The 15,269-nt window shown below is 72.9% G+C and carries 13 protein-coding genes; 6 read left to right on the top strand and 7 right to left on the bottom strand.

The features are described 5' to 3' along the window. Window positions 1–7 precede the first annotated feature (7 nt). The gene (locus AB0K92_RS09815; RefSeq protein WP_365921111.1) at window positions 8–1,063 is read right to left on the bottom strand and encodes a LacI family DNA-binding transcriptional regulator; all 1,056 of its coding nucleotides are present in this window, start codon (window positions 1,061–1,063) and stop codon (window positions 8–10) included. A gap of 363 nt (window positions 1,064–1,426) precedes the next feature. On the opposite strand from AB0K92_RS09815, the gene AB0K92_RS09810 reads away from it, so the two are divergent. The 4 genes from AB0K92_RS09810 (at window position 1,427) to AB0K92_RS09795 (ending at window position 6,291) form a co-directional block, all read left to right on the top strand. After that, the gene (locus AB0K92_RS09810) at window positions 1,427–2,743 is read left to right on the top strand and encodes an extracellular solute-binding protein (protein ID WP_365921109.1); all 1,317 of its coding nucleotides are present in this window, start codon (window positions 1,427–1,429) and stop codon (window positions 2,741–2,743) included. A 5-nt stretch (window positions 2,744–2,748) separates the two neighbouring features. Next, the gene (locus AB0K92_RS09805) at window positions 2,749–3,768 is read left to right on the top strand and encodes a sugar ABC transporter permease (protein ID WP_365921107.1); all 1,020 of its coding nucleotides are present in this window, start codon (window positions 2,749–2,751) and stop codon (window positions 3,766–3,768) included. 11 nt (window positions 3,769–3,779) lie between these two features. Continuing rightward, on the top strand, window positions 3,780–4,691 hold the full coding sequence (locus AB0K92_RS09800) for a carbohydrate ABC transporter permease (RefSeq protein WP_165998888.1): 912 nt from the start codon (window positions 3,780–3,782) through the stop codon (window positions 4,689–4,691). A gap of 139 nt (window positions 4,692–4,830) precedes the next feature. Further along, window positions 4,831–6,291 (top strand): GH1 family beta-glucosidase, encoded by a 1,461-nt coding sequence (locus AB0K92_RS09795; protein ID WP_365921105.1) that lies wholly within the window; start codon window positions 4,831–4,833, stop codon window positions 6,289–6,291. Window positions 6,292–6,457: 166 nt separating this feature from the next. Here the strand turns inward: AB0K92_RS09795 and AB0K92_RS09790 are convergent, their stop codons facing one another. The 3 genes from AB0K92_RS09790 to AB0K92_RS09780 form a co-directional block, all read right to left on the bottom strand. Further along, complete coding sequence (locus tag AB0K92_RS09790; RefSeq protein WP_365921103.1) at window positions 6,458–7,942, bottom strand: cellulose binding domain-containing protein; 1,485 nt, start codon at window positions 7,940–7,942, stop codon at window positions 6,458–6,460. Window positions 7,943–8,048: 106 nt separating this feature from the next. Next, window positions 8,049–9,452 (bottom strand): HAMP domain-containing sensor histidine kinase, encoded by a 1,404-nt coding sequence (locus AB0K92_RS09785; RefSeq protein ID WP_365921101.1) that lies wholly within the window; start codon window positions 9,450–9,452, stop codon window positions 8,049–8,051. After that, entirely contained in the window at window positions 9,449–10,168 is a 720-nt protein-coding gene (locus tag AB0K92_RS09780) for a response regulator transcription factor (RefSeq protein WP_365921099.1), read from the bottom strand. Before AB0K92_RS09780 ends, AB0K92_RS09785 begins: the two co-directional genes overlap by 4 nt. Before the next feature lie 201 nt (window positions 10,169–10,369). Between AB0K92_RS09780 and AB0K92_RS09775 the strand changes: the two genes are divergently transcribed. After that, window positions 10,370–10,894, top strand: a complete 525-nt coding sequence (locus AB0K92_RS09775; protein WP_365921097.1) for a hypothetical protein — start codon at window positions 10,370–10,372, stop codon at window positions 10,892–10,894. A gap of 60 nt (window positions 10,895–10,954) precedes the next feature. On the opposite strand, the gene AB0K92_RS09770 is transcribed toward AB0K92_RS09775, so the two are convergent. Both AB0K92_RS09770 and AB0K92_RS09765 read right to left on the bottom strand, forming a co-directional pair. Continuing rightward, a complete protein-coding gene (locus tag AB0K92_RS09770; protein WP_365921095.1) occupies window positions 10,955–11,824 on the bottom strand; it encodes a fused MFS/spermidine synthase in 870 nt (289 codons plus the stop codon). Window positions 11,825–12,170: 346 nt separating this feature from the next. Then, window positions 12,171–12,569 carry a hypothetical protein gene (locus tag AB0K92_RS09765; protein WP_365921360.1) on the bottom strand — a complete coding sequence of 133 codons (399 nt, stop codon included), beginning with the start codon at window positions 12,567–12,569 and terminating at the stop codon, window positions 12,171–12,173. Window positions 12,570–12,885: 316 nt separating this feature from the next. On the opposite strand from AB0K92_RS09765, the gene AB0K92_RS09760 reads away from it, so the two are divergent. Next, window positions 12,886–14,355 carry a tetratricopeptide repeat protein gene (locus AB0K92_RS09760; RefSeq protein ID WP_365921093.1) on the top strand — a complete coding sequence of 490 codons (1,470 nt, stop codon included), beginning with the start codon at window positions 12,886–12,888 and terminating at the stop codon, window positions 14,353–14,355. 176 nt (window positions 14,356–14,531) lie between these two features. On the opposite strand, the gene AB0K92_RS09755 is transcribed toward AB0K92_RS09760, so the two are convergent. Further along, window positions 14,532–15,128: a histidine phosphatase family protein gene (locus AB0K92_RS09755; protein WP_365921091.1), complete on the bottom strand. Its 597-nt coding sequence runs from the start codon at window positions 15,126–15,128 to the stop codon at window positions 14,532–14,534. Between the last annotated feature and the right edge of the window lie 141 nt (window positions 15,129–15,269).

The following is a 15,269-nucleotide window of genomic DNA, read 5'->3' as shown; positions in this document are numbered from 1 at the left end:
ACGCCTGCTAGGAAGAAGCCCGCTCCACCAGTTCCGTCGCCAGTACCACCTGCCGCCGCTCCAGCCCCCGGGACACCGCCGGTCGGCGGTCCGCGATCTCGTCGAGGAGGAGTCCGATCATGCGGCGGCCCATCTCCTGGATGGGCTGGCGGACGCTGGTGAGGGGCGGGTCCATGTGGCGGGCGATGGCGGAGTCGTCGTAGCCGACGAGGGCGACGTCGTCGGGGATGTGGCGGCCGGCCTCGCGCAGGGCGTGGCGGGCGCCCGCCGCGGTGACGTCGGAGGCCGCGAAGACGGCGTCCAGGCCGGGGTGGCGGGAGAGGAGCGCGGCCATCGCGCGCCGACCGCCTTCCTCCGTGAAGTCGCCGGGTTCGATCAGGCTCTCGTCCACCTCGTGGCCGGCGTCGGTGAGGGCGTCGCGGTAGCCGTCGACGCGGCGCTGGGCGCCGTAGACGTCGAGGCGGCCGGTGATGTGGGCGATGCGGGCGCGGCCGCGGGACAGCAGGTGTTCGACGGCGGAGCGGGCGCCGCCGTAGTTGTCGGAGTCGACCGAGGTCAGGGTCTCCGCCGCGGAGCGGGGGCCGCTGATGACCGCGGGGATCTCCAGCTGGGCCAGGAGGTCGGGCAGCGGGTCGTCGGCGTGGACCGAGACGAGGAGGACGCCGTCGACGCGGTGGGCGGCGAGGTACTGGGCGAGCCGGCGGCGCTCGCGGTCGCTGCCCGCGAAGATCAGCAGCAGCTGCATCTCGGTGTCGGAGAGTTCCGCGCCGACACCGCGCAGCATGTCCGAGAAGTACGGTTCCGCGAAGAAGCGGGTCTCCGGCTCGGGGACGACGAGCGCGATGGCGTCGGTGCGGTTGGCGGCGAGGGCGCGGGCGGCCGTGTTGGGGACGTAGCCGAGTTCGGCGACCGCCGCCTCCACCGCCGCGCGGGTCGCGTCGCTGACCCGGGGAGAGCCGTTGATGACCCGGGAGACCGTGCCGCGGCCGACTCCGGCGCGTGCCGCGACCTCCTCCAGGGTCGGCCGCCCGCCGCTGCGACCGCGCGCTCCGTGGCTTGCCATGGGCTTCGCCCTCCCTCGTACACCCGTTGGCCTGGAATGTAACAGTGGTTCGGGCTTCTGGCCCCGGGGGGAGCGCAGGCGACCCGACCGACGGATTCCAGTTAACAGGCCGATAACTGAACGCATCTCTCCGCGTCCGGTCCCTTGACACCCCCGCTCGTAGCCACGAACCTTCAACACATCACCGATGGGAGCGCTCCCACACTACCTGGCACATACACATCCCGCACGTTCCCCGCCCGAGCCGCAGCGTCATACAGCAATCAGGCAAGACCCACGTACCATCGCGCAACACTCTGCACCACGGGACAACCAAGCAATTCTGGCCGGGGGGTCGGCACGTCAGGGCAACAGGAGGACCCAATGCGAGCATCTACCCGAATCCGCCGCAAGGCGGTCGTCCTCGCGGCCGTCGCGTCGCTGGGCACCGGGCTGCTGGCCGGCTGTGCCGACGACGGCAAGAACGAGTCCCCGTCCGGCGACGGGGACGCCGCCGGCAAGACCACCATCACCCTGGGACTCTTCGGCACGTTCGGCTTCAAGGAGGCCGGGCTCTACGACGAGTACATGAAGCTCAACCCCGACGTCGTCATCAAGGAGAACGTCGTCGAGCGCAACGAGAACTACTACCCCGCGCTCATCAACCACCTGACCACCAACAGCGGTCTGATGGACATCCAGGGCGTCGAGGTCGGCAACATCGCCGAGATCGTCTCCACCCAGTCCGACAAGCTGCTCGACCTGTCGAAGTATGGCAAGAAGAGCGACTACCTGGAGTGGAAGTGGCAGCAGGCCACCACCCCGGACGGCCAGACGGTGGGCCTCGGCACCGACGTCGGCCCGATGGCCGTCTGTTACCGCAAGGACCTCTTCGAGCAGGCCGGCCTGCCCACCGACCGCGAGGAAGTCGCCAAGCTGTGGGCGGGCGACTGGAAGAAGTTCGTCGACGTCGGCCGTGACTACCAGAAGAAGGCGCCCGTGGGCACCACCTTCATGGACTCCCCCGGCGGTCTGATCAACGCGATCCTCAGCAGCGAGACCGAGCGGTTCTACGACTCCTCCGGCAAGGTCGTCTACAAGCAGAACCCGGCCGTGAAGGCCGCCTTCGACCTGACCGCCGAGGCCGCCGAGGACGGTCTTGTCGGCAACCAGACCCAGTTCCAGCCCGCCTGGGACACCACGATCGCCAACAGCAAGTTCGCCGCGATGTCCTGCCCGCCGTGGATGCTCGGCTACATCAAGGGCAAGTCGAAGCCCGAGGCGAAGGGCAAGTGGGACGTCGCCCAGGCGCCCAAGTCCGGCAACTGGGGCGGCTCCTTCCTCGCCGTGCCGAAGTCCGGCAAGAACGCCGAGGAGGCCGCCAAGCTGGCCGCCTGGCTGACCGCGCCCGAGCAGCAGGCCAAGCTGTTCAAGGTGCAGGGCAGCTTCCCGAGCACCCCGGCCGCGTACACCATGCCGGAGGTCACCGGCGCCAAGAACGACATGACCGGTGACGCCCCGATCGGCGAGATCTTCGCCCAGGCCGCCAAGAACGCCCCGGTCCAGGTGATCGGCCCGAAGGACCAGATCATCCAGCAGGGCCTCACCGACAACGGCGTCATCCTGGTCGCCCAGGGCAAGTCGCCCGAGGAGGCCTGGGAGAACGCCGTGAAGACCATCGACAACAACCTGGACCAGTGACCCGTATGACCACTGGGCACGACACAGCCGCCGCGGCCCCCTCCAAGGAGGGGGGCGCGGCCCCGGGCCGCCCGCCCGGCGATCCCGCCGCCGCCGACAAGGAGCGGCGCCGACGGGCCCGGCTGTCCCGCCGCTGGCAGCGGGACGTGCGCTGGAGCCCGTACGCGTTCGTCTCGCCGTTCTTCCTGCTGTTCGTGGCGTTCGGCCTGTTCCCGCTGATCTACACGGGCTGGGCCTCGCTGCACAAGGTGGAACTGACCGCGCCCACCGACATGGACTGGGTGGGCCTGCGCAACTACACCCGGATCTTCGACGACGAGTTCTTCTGGAACGCGGCGCAGAACACCCTGACGATCGGGATCATCTCGACCGTCCCGCAGCTGCTGATGGCGATGGGCCTCGCCCACATCCTCAACTACAAGCTGCGCGCCTCGACCTTCTACCGCGTCGCGATGCTCGCGCCGTACGCGACCTCGATCGCCGCCGCCTCGCTGGTCTTCGTGCTGCTCTTCGGCCGCGACTACGGCATGATCAACTGGGCGCTGGGCCTGGTCGGCGTCGACAACATCGACTGGCAGAACGAGACCTGGGCCTCCCAGGTCGCCGTGTCGACGATCGTGATCTGGCGCTGGACGGGCTACAACGCGCTGATCTATCTCGCGGCGATGCAGGCGATCCCGCAGGATCTGTACGAGTCGGCGGCGCTGGACGGCGCCAACCGCTGGCAGCAGTTCTTCCACGTCACCCTGCCCTCGCTGCGGCCGACGATCCTGTTCACCTGTGTCGTCTCCACGATCGGCGCCTCGCAGCTGTTCGGCGAGCCGCTGCTGTTCGACGCGAACAAGGGCGCCTCGGGCGGATCCCAGCACCAGTTCCAGACGCTCGGCCTGTACCTGTACGAGCAGGGCTGGGTGAACCAGCACCTGGGCCGGGCCTCCGCCATCGCCTGGACGATGTTCCTGATCCTCATCGTGATCGGCATCGTCAACTACGTCATCTCGCGCCGGCTGCGCGCCAGTAGTTAGGAGAACCGGCCGTGACGACGACGACCTTGACTCCCCCGGATCCGGACCGGACCGACCAGGCGCCCGCACGCTCGCGCCGGCCCCGGTCCGCGCGGGCGGGCGGGCAGCTGCACGCCGGCCCGGTCGCCTACGTGGTCCTCGCCCTGTTCACCATCGGCTCGCTGTTCCCGCTGGTGTGGACGGCGATCGCCGCCTCCCGCGACAACAACCGGCTGGCCCAGACGCCGCCGCCGTTCTGGTTCGGCGCCAACCTGTTCGACAACCTCGAACTGGCCTGGACCGACGCCAACCTGGGCGAGGCGTTCCTCAACACCACCATCGTGGCGGGCATCTCGGCGGCCACCATCGTCTTCCTGTCGACGATCGCCGGGTTCGCCTTCGCCAAGCTGCGGTTCAAGGGCCGCAACGCGATGATGCTGATCGTGATCGGCACGATGATGGTGCCGCCGCAGCTCAGCGTGATCCCGCTGTACATGATGGTCGCCAAGCTGGACTGGACCGACCAGCTCCAGGCGGTGATCTTCCCGTCGCTCGTCAGCGCGTTCGGCGTGTTCTTCATGCGGCAGTACCTGATCCAGGCGCTGCCCGACGAGATCATCGAGGCCGCCCGGATGGACGGCGCGAGCAGCTGGCGCGTGGTGTGGCACGTGGTGTTCCCGGCGGCGCGGCCCGCGATGGCCGTGCTGGGCATGCTGATGTTCGTGCAGACCTGGAACGACTTCCTGTGGCCGTTCCTGGTGCTGACCCAGACCGGCAACCCCACGGTGCAGGTCGCCGTGGCGGGCCTGGGCCGCGGCTACACCCCCGACCAGTCCCTGATCATGGCGGGTGCGCTGCTCGGCACGCTGCCCCTGCTGCTGGTCTTCGCGATCTTCGGCAAGCAGATCGTGGGCGGCATCATGCAGGGCGCGGTCAAGGGCTGACGCGGCATCCGCGCGCGTGCGCATCTCCTCGGGGGCCGGGTCACCGCCGCCTCGGCCCCCTGTCCTCCCCCGCCGCCTCGCCACCCCCCTTTCCTTCCTGTCCTCCATCGGTCTCCACGACCCTAATGGGAGCGCTTCCATGCCTGAGCCCGTGAATCCGGTGACCCCGGCGACCCCGGCCACCCCCGACTCCTTCCCCCCGGCCTTCCTCTGGGGCGCGGCCACCTCCGCGTACCAGATCGAGGGCGCGGTCCGCGAGGGCGGCCGGACGCCGTCGATCTGGGACACCTTCAGCCATACGCCGGGCAAGACGGCCGGCGGGGATCACGGTGACATCGCCGTCGACCACTACCACCGCTTCCGCGAGGACGTGGCCCTGATGGCGGAGCTGGGCCTGACCGCCTACCGGTTCTCCATCTCGTGGTCCCGGGTGCAGCCCACCGGCCGCGGCCCGGCCGTCCAGGTCGGCCTGGACTTCTACCGCCGCCTGGTCGACGAGCTGCTCGCGCACGGCATCAAGCCGGCCGTCACCCTCTACCACTGGGACCTGCCGCAGGAGCTGGAGGACGCGGGCGGCTGGCCCGAGCGCGACACGGCGTACCGCTTCGCGGAGTACGCGCAGATCGTCGGCGAGGCGCTGGGCGACCGCGTGGAGCAGTGGATCACCCTGAACGAGCCCTGGTGCAGCGCCTTCCTGGGCTACGGCTCCGGCGTGCACGCGCCGGGCCGTACCGAGCCGGCGGCGACCCTGCGCGCCGCGCACCACCTCAACCTGGCGCACGGCCTGGGCGCGAAGGCGCTGCGGTCGGTGATGCCGGCCCGCAACACGGTCGCGATCTCGCTCAACTCGTCGGTGGTCCGCGCGGTGTCGCAGGACCCGGCGGACCTGGCGGCCCGGCAGAAGATCGACGACCTGGCCAACGGCATCTTCCACGGCCCGATCCTGCACGGCGCCTACCCGCGGAGCCTGTTCGAGGCGACGTCCTCGCTCACCGACTGGTCGTTCGTGCAGGACGGCGATCTGGCGCTCATCAACCAGCCGCTGGACGCGCTGGGCCTCAACTACTACACGCCGACCCTGGTCTCGGCGGCGGACCCGTCAGCGGGCGGCCCGCGGGCCGACGGGCACGGGGCGAGCGAGCACTCGCCGTGGCCGGCCGCGGAGGACGTGGCGTTCCACCAGACGCCGGGCGAGCGCACGGAGATGGGCTGGACCATCGACCCGACCGGCCTGCACGAGCTGATCATGCGCTACACCCGGGAGGCCCCGGGCCTGCCGCTGTACGTCACCGAGAACGGGGCGGCCTACGACGACAAGCCCGACGCCGAGGGCCGCGTCCACGACCCGGAGCGGATCGCCTATCTGCGCGGCCACCTCGCGGCCGTCCGCCGGGCGATCACGGACGGCGCCGACGTGCGCGGGTACTACCTGTGGTCCCTGATGGACAACTTCGAGTGGGCGTACGGCTACGGCAAGCGGTTCGGCGCGGTGTACGTGGACTACGCGACGCTGGAGCGGACGCCGAAGTCGAGCGCGCTGTGGTACGGGCAGGTGGCGCGGTCCGGGGCGCTGCCGCCTGAGGTGGAGGAAGTGGCCTGACGACGGCTGCCTGACGACGGCTGCCTGACGCCGGGCGCCTGACCTAGGCCGCCCGACCCTGGCCGCCCGGCCTCGGCCGCCCGGCCCTGGCTGCCCGGCCCTGGGGAAAGGGGAGCGGGGCGCGACACTGTGGGGGTGTCGCGCCCCGCGCTTTTCCTGCGGGGGGTCACTTGTAGGCGGCGAAGGCCTTCGTGAAGGCGTACTTCTCCTGGAGGACGGAGCTGCACGTGGCGTCGGCGTGGTTCTGCGCGCCGCCGGGGCACTGCTTGTCGCGGGTGCCGGACCACATGGACAGCCAGCCGAGGCCCTTGGCCTTGGCGAAGTTCACCAGCTGGGTGGCGTCGTCGACCTTGAAGACCTCGGTGGTCACGTCGTTGACGCCGATCATCGGGGTGACGGCGACCGTCTTCCAAGCGGCGCTGTCGGAGAGCCCGAGGACGCTCTTGAGCTGGGCCTGGGTGGCGGTGGCGGCCTGCTCGGCGTAGGTGCCCATGTCGCCGCTGTAAGCCGGGCCGTAGTCCATGGCCATGATGTTGACCGTGCTGATCCGCACGCCGTTCCGCTTGGCGTCGGCGAGGAGGCTGACGCCGTCCTGGGTGAGACCTTCGGGCATGACCGGGAGGGTGAAGGAGACGTCCAGGCCGGGGTGGCGCTCCTGGAGCGCGGCGATGGCCTTGGCGCGGCGGGTGTTGGCCGCGGCGTTCGGCAGCGCGCCGCCCTCGACGTCGAAGTCGACCTTGGTGAGCCGGTAGGCGTCGACCACCTTGCCGTAGGCCGCGGCCAGCGCGTCCGCGGAGGAGCAGGCGGTGGCCAGTTCGCTGCCGGCCGCGCCGCCGAAGGAGACCCGGACGTCGCCGCCCTTGGCGCGCAGGGCGCCGATCTGCCCGGCGACCGCGTCGCTCTCCAGGTCGGTGACGCCGCCCCACTTGGGGGTGCAGCCGCCGCCGTCGGTGACGAAGGCGAGGTTGTAGTCCTTCACTCCGGTGGCCTCGGCGGCGGCGACCAGGTCGAAGGCCGGGTACAGGGAGGTGTCGACGTACGGGGCGAAGCCCGCGCCGGAGGGGGTGCCGGTGCCGGTGCTCTGCGTGGGCTCGGGGGCGGTGGGGGCCGGGGCGGTGGGGGTCGGCTTCGCCGTCTGCGAGGGGGCCGTGGTGGGGGTCGCGGTCGGGGACTGGGTGGGGGCCGGCGTGCGGGTGGGGCGGCCGGTCGGCTCGGGGGTGGCGCCGTCGTCGGTGGAACAGGTGGCGCCGTCGATACGGCAGCCGGTGGGGTCGCCGGTGCCGTTGACGACGAAGCCCACGGTGACGGTCTCGCCGGGGGCCAGGCCGTCCTTGTCCCAGGCGGGCGGGGCGACCGTGACGTGCTGTCCGCTCACCTTGGACTCGCCGTTCCACAGGGAGCCGAGGCGGGATCCGGCGGGCAGGTCGAACTCCAGCGTCCAGTCGGTCTTTGCCCGGTCGGTGTCGTTGGTGACGACGTACTGCCCGGTGTAGCCGGTGGACCAGTCGCTGGTCCGCGTGTACGCGGCGCCGACGCCGGCCGCCTGGGCGGTGCCGGTGAACAGGAGCGCGCCACCGCCCGCCACGGCCGCGGCGACGACCCCGCCGATCGCCTTGTTCCTGCCGCTGATCCTGCGCCGGTGCGTGCTCATCGTGTGGTGCCTCACTGCTCGGGGGTGGGGTGCGGCAGCACGCTAGCGATCCGGAATCGGGCAAAACTCCCCATCCGGTACCGGAGTTAAGGATCTTAGGGTGCGCTTAAGGAAGGGATCGGGACCGGTTAAAGGTCGCGGCCGTGACGCGCGGGCGGCGTCTTCGCACCGCCCCGCGGTGGCCTTTGCGCACCGGCTCCCGGCCGTCCAGCTGGATCCAGACGCGCACCTCGGTGCCGCCGAGCACCGAGCGGCCGATGCGGACGTCGCCGCCGGTGGACTCCGCGAGCCGGCGCACGATGTCCAGCCCGAGTCCGGTCGAGCCGTCGCTGCCGGAGCCCCGGCCGCGCGCCATCGCCGCCTCGGGGTCGGCTATGCCGGGGCCCGCGTCCGAGACCAGCACGATCACCGCGTCGTCGCCGTTGTGGACGTCGACCGCGAAGGCGGTGCCCTCCGGGGTGTGCCGGAAGACGTTGCCGAGCAGCGCGTCGAGGGCGGCGGCCAGGTCGGCGCTGGCGACGGGGATGCGCACCGGCCGGTCGACCCCGGCCAGGCGCACCGTACGGCCCTCGTCCTCGGCGAGCGCCGACCAGAACGCCATCCGCTCGCGGACCACCTCGGCCGCGTCGCAGCCGGCGCCCGGACCGGGTGCGGCGGTCTGCGGTTTGGCCTCGCGGGCGGTGCGGATGATGGTGTCGACCTCGCGCTCCAGCTGGGCGACGGCGGCCCGGGTCTGCTCGGCGGCCGGGCCGTCGCCGAGCGAGGCGGTGTTGAGCCGCAGCACGGTCAGCGGGGTGCGCAGCCGGTGGGAGAGGTCGGCGGCCAGCTCCCGCTCGTTGGCGAGGAGCTGGACGACCTGGTCGGCCATGGAGTTGAACGCGACGGCCGCCAGCCGCAGTTCGGTCGGGCCGTCCTCCGGCACGCGGGCGCCCAGCCTGCCCTCCCCCAGCTCGCGCGCCCCCTCGACCAGGCGCTGCGCGGGCCGCACCATGCGCACGCCGAGCCGGTCGGCGACCGCGACCGAGCCGACGATCAGGGCCAGGCCGACCCCGGCGAGCACCGCCCACGCGGTGCCGACGCCCTTGCTGACGGCGGTGTCCGGGATGTACACCTCGACGACGGCGAACCGGCCCGAGCTGAGCGCGACCGGCTGGAGCAGCGCGGAGCCGCCGGGCACCTCGGCGGTGGAGGCGCGGCCCAGCTTCCGGGTGGCGGAGATGTCCGCGTCGGCGGCCCGCTGCCGGCCGATCTCGACGGGGCCGGTGCCCTCTGCCGCCGGGATGTGCACGGCCATCCCCGCGTCGGAGCCGGCGGCGGCCACGACGCGTTCGAGCTGGGCGCGGTCGGTGGTGATGGACAGGGCGGGGGCGATCTCGGCGGCGTCCCGCTCGGCGTCGGAGAACGCGCGGTCACGGGCCATCTCCTTGATGACGAGCCCGAGCGGCACGGCGAAGGCCACGACGACCATGGCGGTGACCGCGAGCGCGACCTTGACCAGGGCCCACCTCATCGCGCGGGCTCCCCTGCCGGGGGCTGCGCCGCCGGGGGCTCCAGTTTCACGCCGACTCCGCGCAGGGTGTGCAGATAGCGCGGGCGGGCCGCCGTCTCGCCCAGCTTGCGGCGCAGCCAGGACAGATGGACGTCGATGGTCTGGTCGTCGCCGTAGGACTGCTGCCAGACCTCCGCGAGCAGTTCCCGGCGGGGGACGACCACGCCGGGGCGGGCGGCCAGGAAGGCGAGCAGGTCGAACTCACGGCGGGTCAGGTCGAGGCGTACGCCGTCCAGTTCGGCCTGGCGGCGCAGTGGGTCGACGGTGAGCCCGCCCACCCGCAGCACCGGGGAGGCCGGGGCCTCGCCCGTGCCCGCGCGGGAGCGGCGCAGCACGGCGGCCATCCGCGCGGACAGGTGCTCCACGGAGAACGGCTTGGTCAGGTAGTCGTCGGCGCCCGCGTTCAGCAGGCGGACGATCTCCGTCTCGTCGTCCCGGGCGGTGGCGATGATGACGGGGACGTCGGTGATGCCGCGCAGCATCTTCAGGGCCTCGGACCCGTCCAGATCGGGCAGTCCGAGGTCCAGGACGACCACGTCGAAACGGTGATGGGCGACCTCGCGCAGCGCCTCCAGCGCGGTACCGACACTGCGCACGGTGTGGGCCGCGTCGGTCAGATGCCGGATGAGCGCGGAGCGTACGAACTGGTCGTCCTCGACCACGAGCACACTTGCCATGCGCCGCACCGTACGCCATGCGGGCGACACGGGTCCGGGCCCTGTGGACAACCGGCGGGTTGTGGAAAACCCGGTGCCGGCGACGGCGGTGACTGTGACTGCTGGGACGGCAGTGGCCGGACGGAAGTCGGGACAGCGGGCGGACGGGAGTGGGGACAGCGGGCGGACAGGAGTGGCGGGCGTGGGGCAGTATGGCCCGCGATGCTCAGAGGAGTCGTACACGTACTGGCCTGGTCGCTCGCCACCGGCGCGGCGACCACCCTGTCGTGGTGGGGCGTTCACACCGTGATGGCGGGAACGGCCTACGATCCGCCGCGCGCCCTTCCGGTCATCTCGGCCGAGCCCACCGCCGTGCCGGACGAGCCGCCGCCGACCTCGGCGAGCACCCGCCGCCCGCAGCCGCCGACGAGCACCCCCGCCGCCACGCGCCGCCCGGACCCGGCACCGTCCCGGACCCCGACCACCCGGCCGAGCGCGTCCCCGCCGGCCTCCGCGACCGCGTCCGGCCGGGTGCGCAGCTACACCACCGAAGGCGGCCGGGCCGTGTTCGACCTCGGCGAGAGGTCGGCGACGCTGGTGTCGGCGACACCGGGGGCGGGCTGGTCGATGCAGGTGTGGAAGACGCAGACGTGGATCCGGGTGGAGTTCAGCTCGGGCGCGGAGCGGGTGTCGGTCTTCTGCACCTGGCACGACGGCCCGCCACGCGTGGAGATCGGCACGTACTGAGACGCCCGCCGCGCGTGGAGCGCGTGGAGCGCACTGCGGCGGCGGGAGCGGACGGCGGAGTCAGCGGAAGGCGGAGTCCGGGGGCGCGGGTGAGGCGACCGCCGCCGCGTCCGTGACGGGGGCGGCGCCGCCGGTGAAGTCGGTGAGCGCCCTGCCGTGCTCGACCCGGCCCGGGTGCGGGTCGGAGGCGGCCCGGCGGGTCAGCTCGGCGACCGGCAGGGGCAGGTCGGAGGCGACGAGTACGGCGTTGCCGAACCGCTTGCCGCGCAGCACGGCCGGGTCGGCGACCAGCGCCAGCTCGGCGAACCGGGCGGCGGCGGTGGCGATCTGGCCGCGCAGATGGGCGAGGGGCGGGCCGTCGGCGAGGTTGGCGGCGTAGACACCGCCGGGCTTCAGCGCCCTGCGGACCTCGTCCAGGAACTCCGTCGAGGTGAGGTGGGCGGGGGTGCGGGCACCGCTGAAGACATCGGCGATGACCAGGTCGGCCCAGCCGTCCGCGACCTTGGCGAGCCCTTCCCTCGCGTCCGTCGAGCGCACCCGGATCCGCGCGTTCGGCGCCAGCGGCAGCTCCCTGCGGACCAGTTGGACGAGGGGCGCGTCCCGCTCGACGACCTGCTGGGTGGAGCGGGGGCGGGTGGCGGCGACGTAGCGCGCCAGGGTCAGGGCGCCGCCGCCGAGGTGGACGGCGGTCAGGGGCCGGCCGGGCGGGGCGGCGAGGTCGATGACATGGCCGAGCCGCCGCTGGTACTCGAACGACAGATACGCCGGATCGTCCAGGTCGACGTGCGACTGCGGCGCCCCGTCGATCAGCAGCGTCCACGCCCGCGCCCGGTCCCGGTCGGGTATCAGCTGCGCCAGCCCACCGTCCACGGCCTCGGCGACCCCCTCCGCGGCACCCCCCGCCCGCCGGGCCTTCCTGGACTTTCCCATCCAGCCATTATCAGGGCACCGGCCTGGAGCGGCGCAGCAGGCCGGGGGCTATGAGCGCGGGCTCGGCGGGCCGGGGGGCCGGGGCCTGGTCGCCGGGGTCGAAGGCCCGAGGGGTCGGAGGCCCGAGGGGTCGGAGGCCCGAGGGGTCGGAGGCCCGAGGGGTCGGGCCCGAGGGGTCGGGCCCGAGAGGCGGGGGCAGCGGCCGAGGGGTCAGGGCCGGACGCCGGTGGGCCTGCGGTCGCCGACCCGGACGCCGACGGGCCGGACGCCGCCGGGCCGATGCCTGCACGGTAGATCGCCAGCCCGGCGGCCGACAGCCGGGAGGCCGGCAGGCCCGCCCAGATGGTCAGCGGCAGCTGTCCGCCGCCGCGATCATCCGGGCCGCCTCCCCCAGCGCGCGGCGCAGGACGGCGGGGTCGGTGGCGGTGTCGGACTCGCCGGGTGGGAGGAGCCAGCAGGTGCAGTCGCCGTCGGGGGTGCCGGGGGCGGCCGGTGCGGGGACGAGGCTGAGGCCGCGGCCGTCGGTCTCCGTACAGGTGCTGCCGGGGACGTCCCAGGCCGCCGCGGTGCCGGGCGGCACCAGGAAACCGAGGGTGTCGCCGTGGTCGTCGTGCAGGACGGGGCCGACGCCGTCCCCGTCGCCGCGCCGCAGGATGTCGACCGCCTCAAGGCCCTGCCGGGCCGGGACCGTCACCAGGTCCCAGGCGGCCTGCGCGTGCGTGTCGGTGCTCTGGCTGGTCTCCATCCCGGCCTCCACCACGGAACCCCTCCTTGCGCCGGCGGTTCGGGAGTCGGGCGGCTCCCGGTCCGTCGTGTCCAACGCGCGACGGCGTCAACGGCAACGGCGGAAGACCGCCGCAAATGATGGCAGTTCATGGCAGATGACGGATGACATATCCGGTTTTGTAGCCAAACACAGCGTGCCGAACCGGCGACAGCAGGTACGTTCTTGCCCGCCGGAAATCAAGGGCCTGACACCGATAAAGCCAGCAACAGGGCAGTTTGGTCAATTCGGCTCGGAATCCGGCATGGTTCGACGGTTCGCACGAGAGGACCCGGCCATGGCGTCGTCAACGGTGACCTCGTCTCAGCCCAGTCGGCCCCCGCGGCCGAACCTCGCCTTCCGGCAGCTGCGCGGGCGGCGTTCGCCCGCCGAGTTCGCGGCGGCTGTACGCCGGGCAGCCCGGGAGATCGGCGAGCGGGTCAGCTGTGACGCGCGCTACATCGGCCGGGTGGAGGCGGGCGAGATCCGCTGCCCCAACTACGCGTACGAGCGGGTGTTCCTGCACATGTTCCCCGGTCGCACGCTCACCGACCTGGGGTTCGCACCCCGTTCGTCCGTCCGCGGACGCGGGGCGCGCGCCGCCGCGGACACCACCCCCGCGCACGACAGGATCCGGACGCACACCACCTGTGAGACGGGTGCGGGGTTTGAACCGTATGACCCGCCGTACCCGCAATACCCGTACGACCTGTCCGACCCGTACGGCCCGCACACTGACTACGAGGAGAGCGACGTGCTGCGTCGCGCATTCATGACCGGCGGAGGCGCCACCGTGGCCGCCGCCTCGCTGGCCCCCATCGGGCTCGCCCTCGACGCGAGGGCCGCGCAGCGCCCCGTCCGCCGCGTCGGGGCGAGCGAGGCGAGCGCCCTGGAGGACGCCGTCCGCCGGATCCGGCTGCTCGACGACCGGCACGGCGCCGACGGCCTCTACCGGCGCGCGGCGGCCCCGCTGCGCGCCGCGTACGCGCTTCTGGACGCCGGTACGACCCGGCAGGCGACCGCCGACCGGCTGCACTCCGGCGCCGGTGAACTCGCCATCTCGGTGGGCTGGCTGGCGCACGACTCCGGCCGGTTCGACGACGCGCGCTCGCACTACGCGGAGGCGCTGGCCACCGCGCGGATGACCGGTGACGACGCGTTGGAGGCGCACGCCTTCTGCAACACGGCGTTCCTCGCGCGGGACGCCGGGCGCCCCCGGGAGGCGGTGCGCGCCGCGCAGGCCGCTCAGCGCATCGCACGCCCCCTGGGCTCGTCCCGGCTGATGTCGCTGCTCGCACTGCGCGAGGCGGGCGGCTGGGCGGGGCTCGCCGACCGCGCGGGGTGCGAACAGGCCCTCACGCGCGCGCAGGCCCTCTTCGCGCGGGGCCCCTCGGACGCCGACCCGGAGTGGATGAGCTTCTACGGCGAGGCCGAGCTGGAGGGGCTGGAAGCGCAGTGCTGGTCGGCCCTGGGCGACTGGCGGCGCGCCGCGCGGCACGCGGGGCGGGCGGCGCGGCTCCAGGACCCGCACTTCACGCGGAACATCGCGCTGTACACCGCGGAACTGGCGGACGACCTCGCCCGCGGCGGACGCCCGGACGAGGCGGCCGCCGCGGGGATGCGGGTGCTGGACCTGCTGGACCAGGTGCAGTCGTCGCGGGTGCAGACGATGCTGGCGGGCACCGCGCGGGTGCTGCTGCCGCACCGGCGGGCGGCCGGGGTGTCGGAGTTCCTGGACCGGCACGCGGGGCGGGCGCGTACGGCGTGAGCCGGCCGCTTCCCGGACGGTGCCCGGACGCTGACCGCGCGCGGTGACGGGACGGTGCCCGGACGGTGGCCGCGCGCGGTGACGGGACGTTGCCCGGACGGTGACCGCGCGGGGAGAACCGGGGCGCGTGGTTGCCCGACGGAAACGACCGCCGCCGCGCCACCCTCGGCGACGGGTCAGCCCGCCAGGTGCCCCACGTCGTTCCAGCTCTCGATCGCCGGTTCGCCGTAGGCCCAGCCCAGGACCGACAGGGACGTCGGGTTGAGGCGGATGCGGGACGCGAAGGAGATCGGCAGGCCCAGCCAGCGGGCGCCGATGGTGCGCAGGATGTGACCGTGGGCGAAGACGAGGACGTCACGGTCGGCCTCGCGGGCCCAGGCGACGACCTCGTCCGCGCGGGCGCTCACCTCGGCCAGGGTCTCGCCCTCGGGGACACCGTCGCGCCAGATGAGCCAGCCGGGACGTATCGCGTGGATCTCGGCCGGGGTCATGCCCTCGTACGCGCCATAGTGGAACTCCATCAGCGTGTCCCAGGTCCGCGCGCGGTCCCCGAACCCGGCGAGTTCGCAGGTCTCGCGCGCGCGGGCGAGCGGGCTGGTGCGCACCTCGGCACCGGGCAGGCCGTCGAACGGCGCCCGGTGCAGCCGCTCGCCCAGCAGCTTCGCGCCGCGCCGGCCCTCGTCGAGCAAGGGCACGTCGGTCCTGCCGGTGTGCTTACCGGACAGCGACCACTCGGTCTGTCCGTGCCGGGCCAACAGGATGCGCGGTGCCATGAATGACCTTTCCGGGGGAAACCAGAGGCGGAACACGTCCATCATCGCGCACGCTGTGTGGGGGCAACCCCGGGGGCGATCTCTGCGTCTTTCAAGGCCGGAGCGCCCCTGAGAGGCGCTATCTCGACACATGAGACGAAG

Origin of the sequence: Streptomyces sp. NPDC052687 (assembly GCF_040678395.1) — a bacterium.
In the GTDB taxonomy this organism is placed as follows: domain Bacteria; phylum Actinomycetota; class Actinomycetes; order Streptomycetales; family Streptomycetaceae; genus Streptomyces.
Note: the sequence above shows the minus strand (reverse complement) of the source record. Positions and strands in the feature narration are given on the sequence as shown.

Bases quoted from the DNA above. Each gene is read 5' to 3' on its own strand.
- AB0K92_RS09810 (WP_365921109.1), top strand. From the start codon at position 1,427: ATGCGAGCATCTACCCGAATCCGCCGCAAGGCGGTCGTCCTCGCGGCC.
- AB0K92_RS09760 (WP_365921093.1), top strand. From the start codon at position 12,886: ATGGCGTCGTCAACGGTGACCTCGTCTCAGCCCAGTCGGCCCCCGCGG.
- AB0K92_RS09785 (WP_365921101.1), bottom strand. From the start codon at position 9,452: ATGAGGTGGGCCCTGGTCAAGGTCGCGCTCGCGGTCACCGCCATGGTC.
- AB0K92_RS09780 (WP_365921099.1), bottom strand. From the start codon at position 10,168: ATGGCAAGTGTGCTCGTGGTCGAGGACGACCAGTTCGTACGCTCCGCG.
- AB0K92_RS09790 (WP_365921103.1), bottom strand. From the start codon at position 7,942: ATGAGCACGCACCGGCGCAGGATCAGCGGCAGGAACAAGGCGATCGGC.
- AB0K92_RS09795 (WP_365921105.1), top strand. From the start codon at position 4,831: ATGCCTGAGCCCGTGAATCCGGTGACCCCGGCGACCCCGGCCACCCCC.
- AB0K92_RS09815 (WP_365921111.1), bottom strand. From the start codon at position 1,063: ATGGCAAGCCACGGAGCGCGCGGTCGCAGCGGCGGGCGGCCGACCCTG.
- AB0K92_RS09755 (WP_365921091.1), bottom strand. From the start codon at position 15,128: ATGGCACCGCGCATCCTGTTGGCCCGGCACGGACAGACCGAGTGGTCG.
- AB0K92_RS09770 (WP_365921095.1), bottom strand. From the start codon at position 11,824: ATGGGAAAGTCCAGGAAGGCCCGGCGGGCGGGGGGTGCCGCGGAGGGG.
- AB0K92_RS09805 (WP_365921107.1), top strand. From the start codon at position 2,749: ATGACCACTGGGCACGACACAGCCGCCGCGGCCCCCTCCAAGGAGGGG.
- AB0K92_RS09765 (WP_365921360.1), bottom strand. From the start codon at position 12,569: ATGGAGACCAGCCAGAGCACCGACACGCACGCGCAGGCCGCCTGGGAC.
- AB0K92_RS09775 (WP_365921097.1), top strand. From the start codon at position 10,370: ATGCTCAGAGGAGTCGTACACGTACTGGCCTGGTCGCTCGCCACCGGC.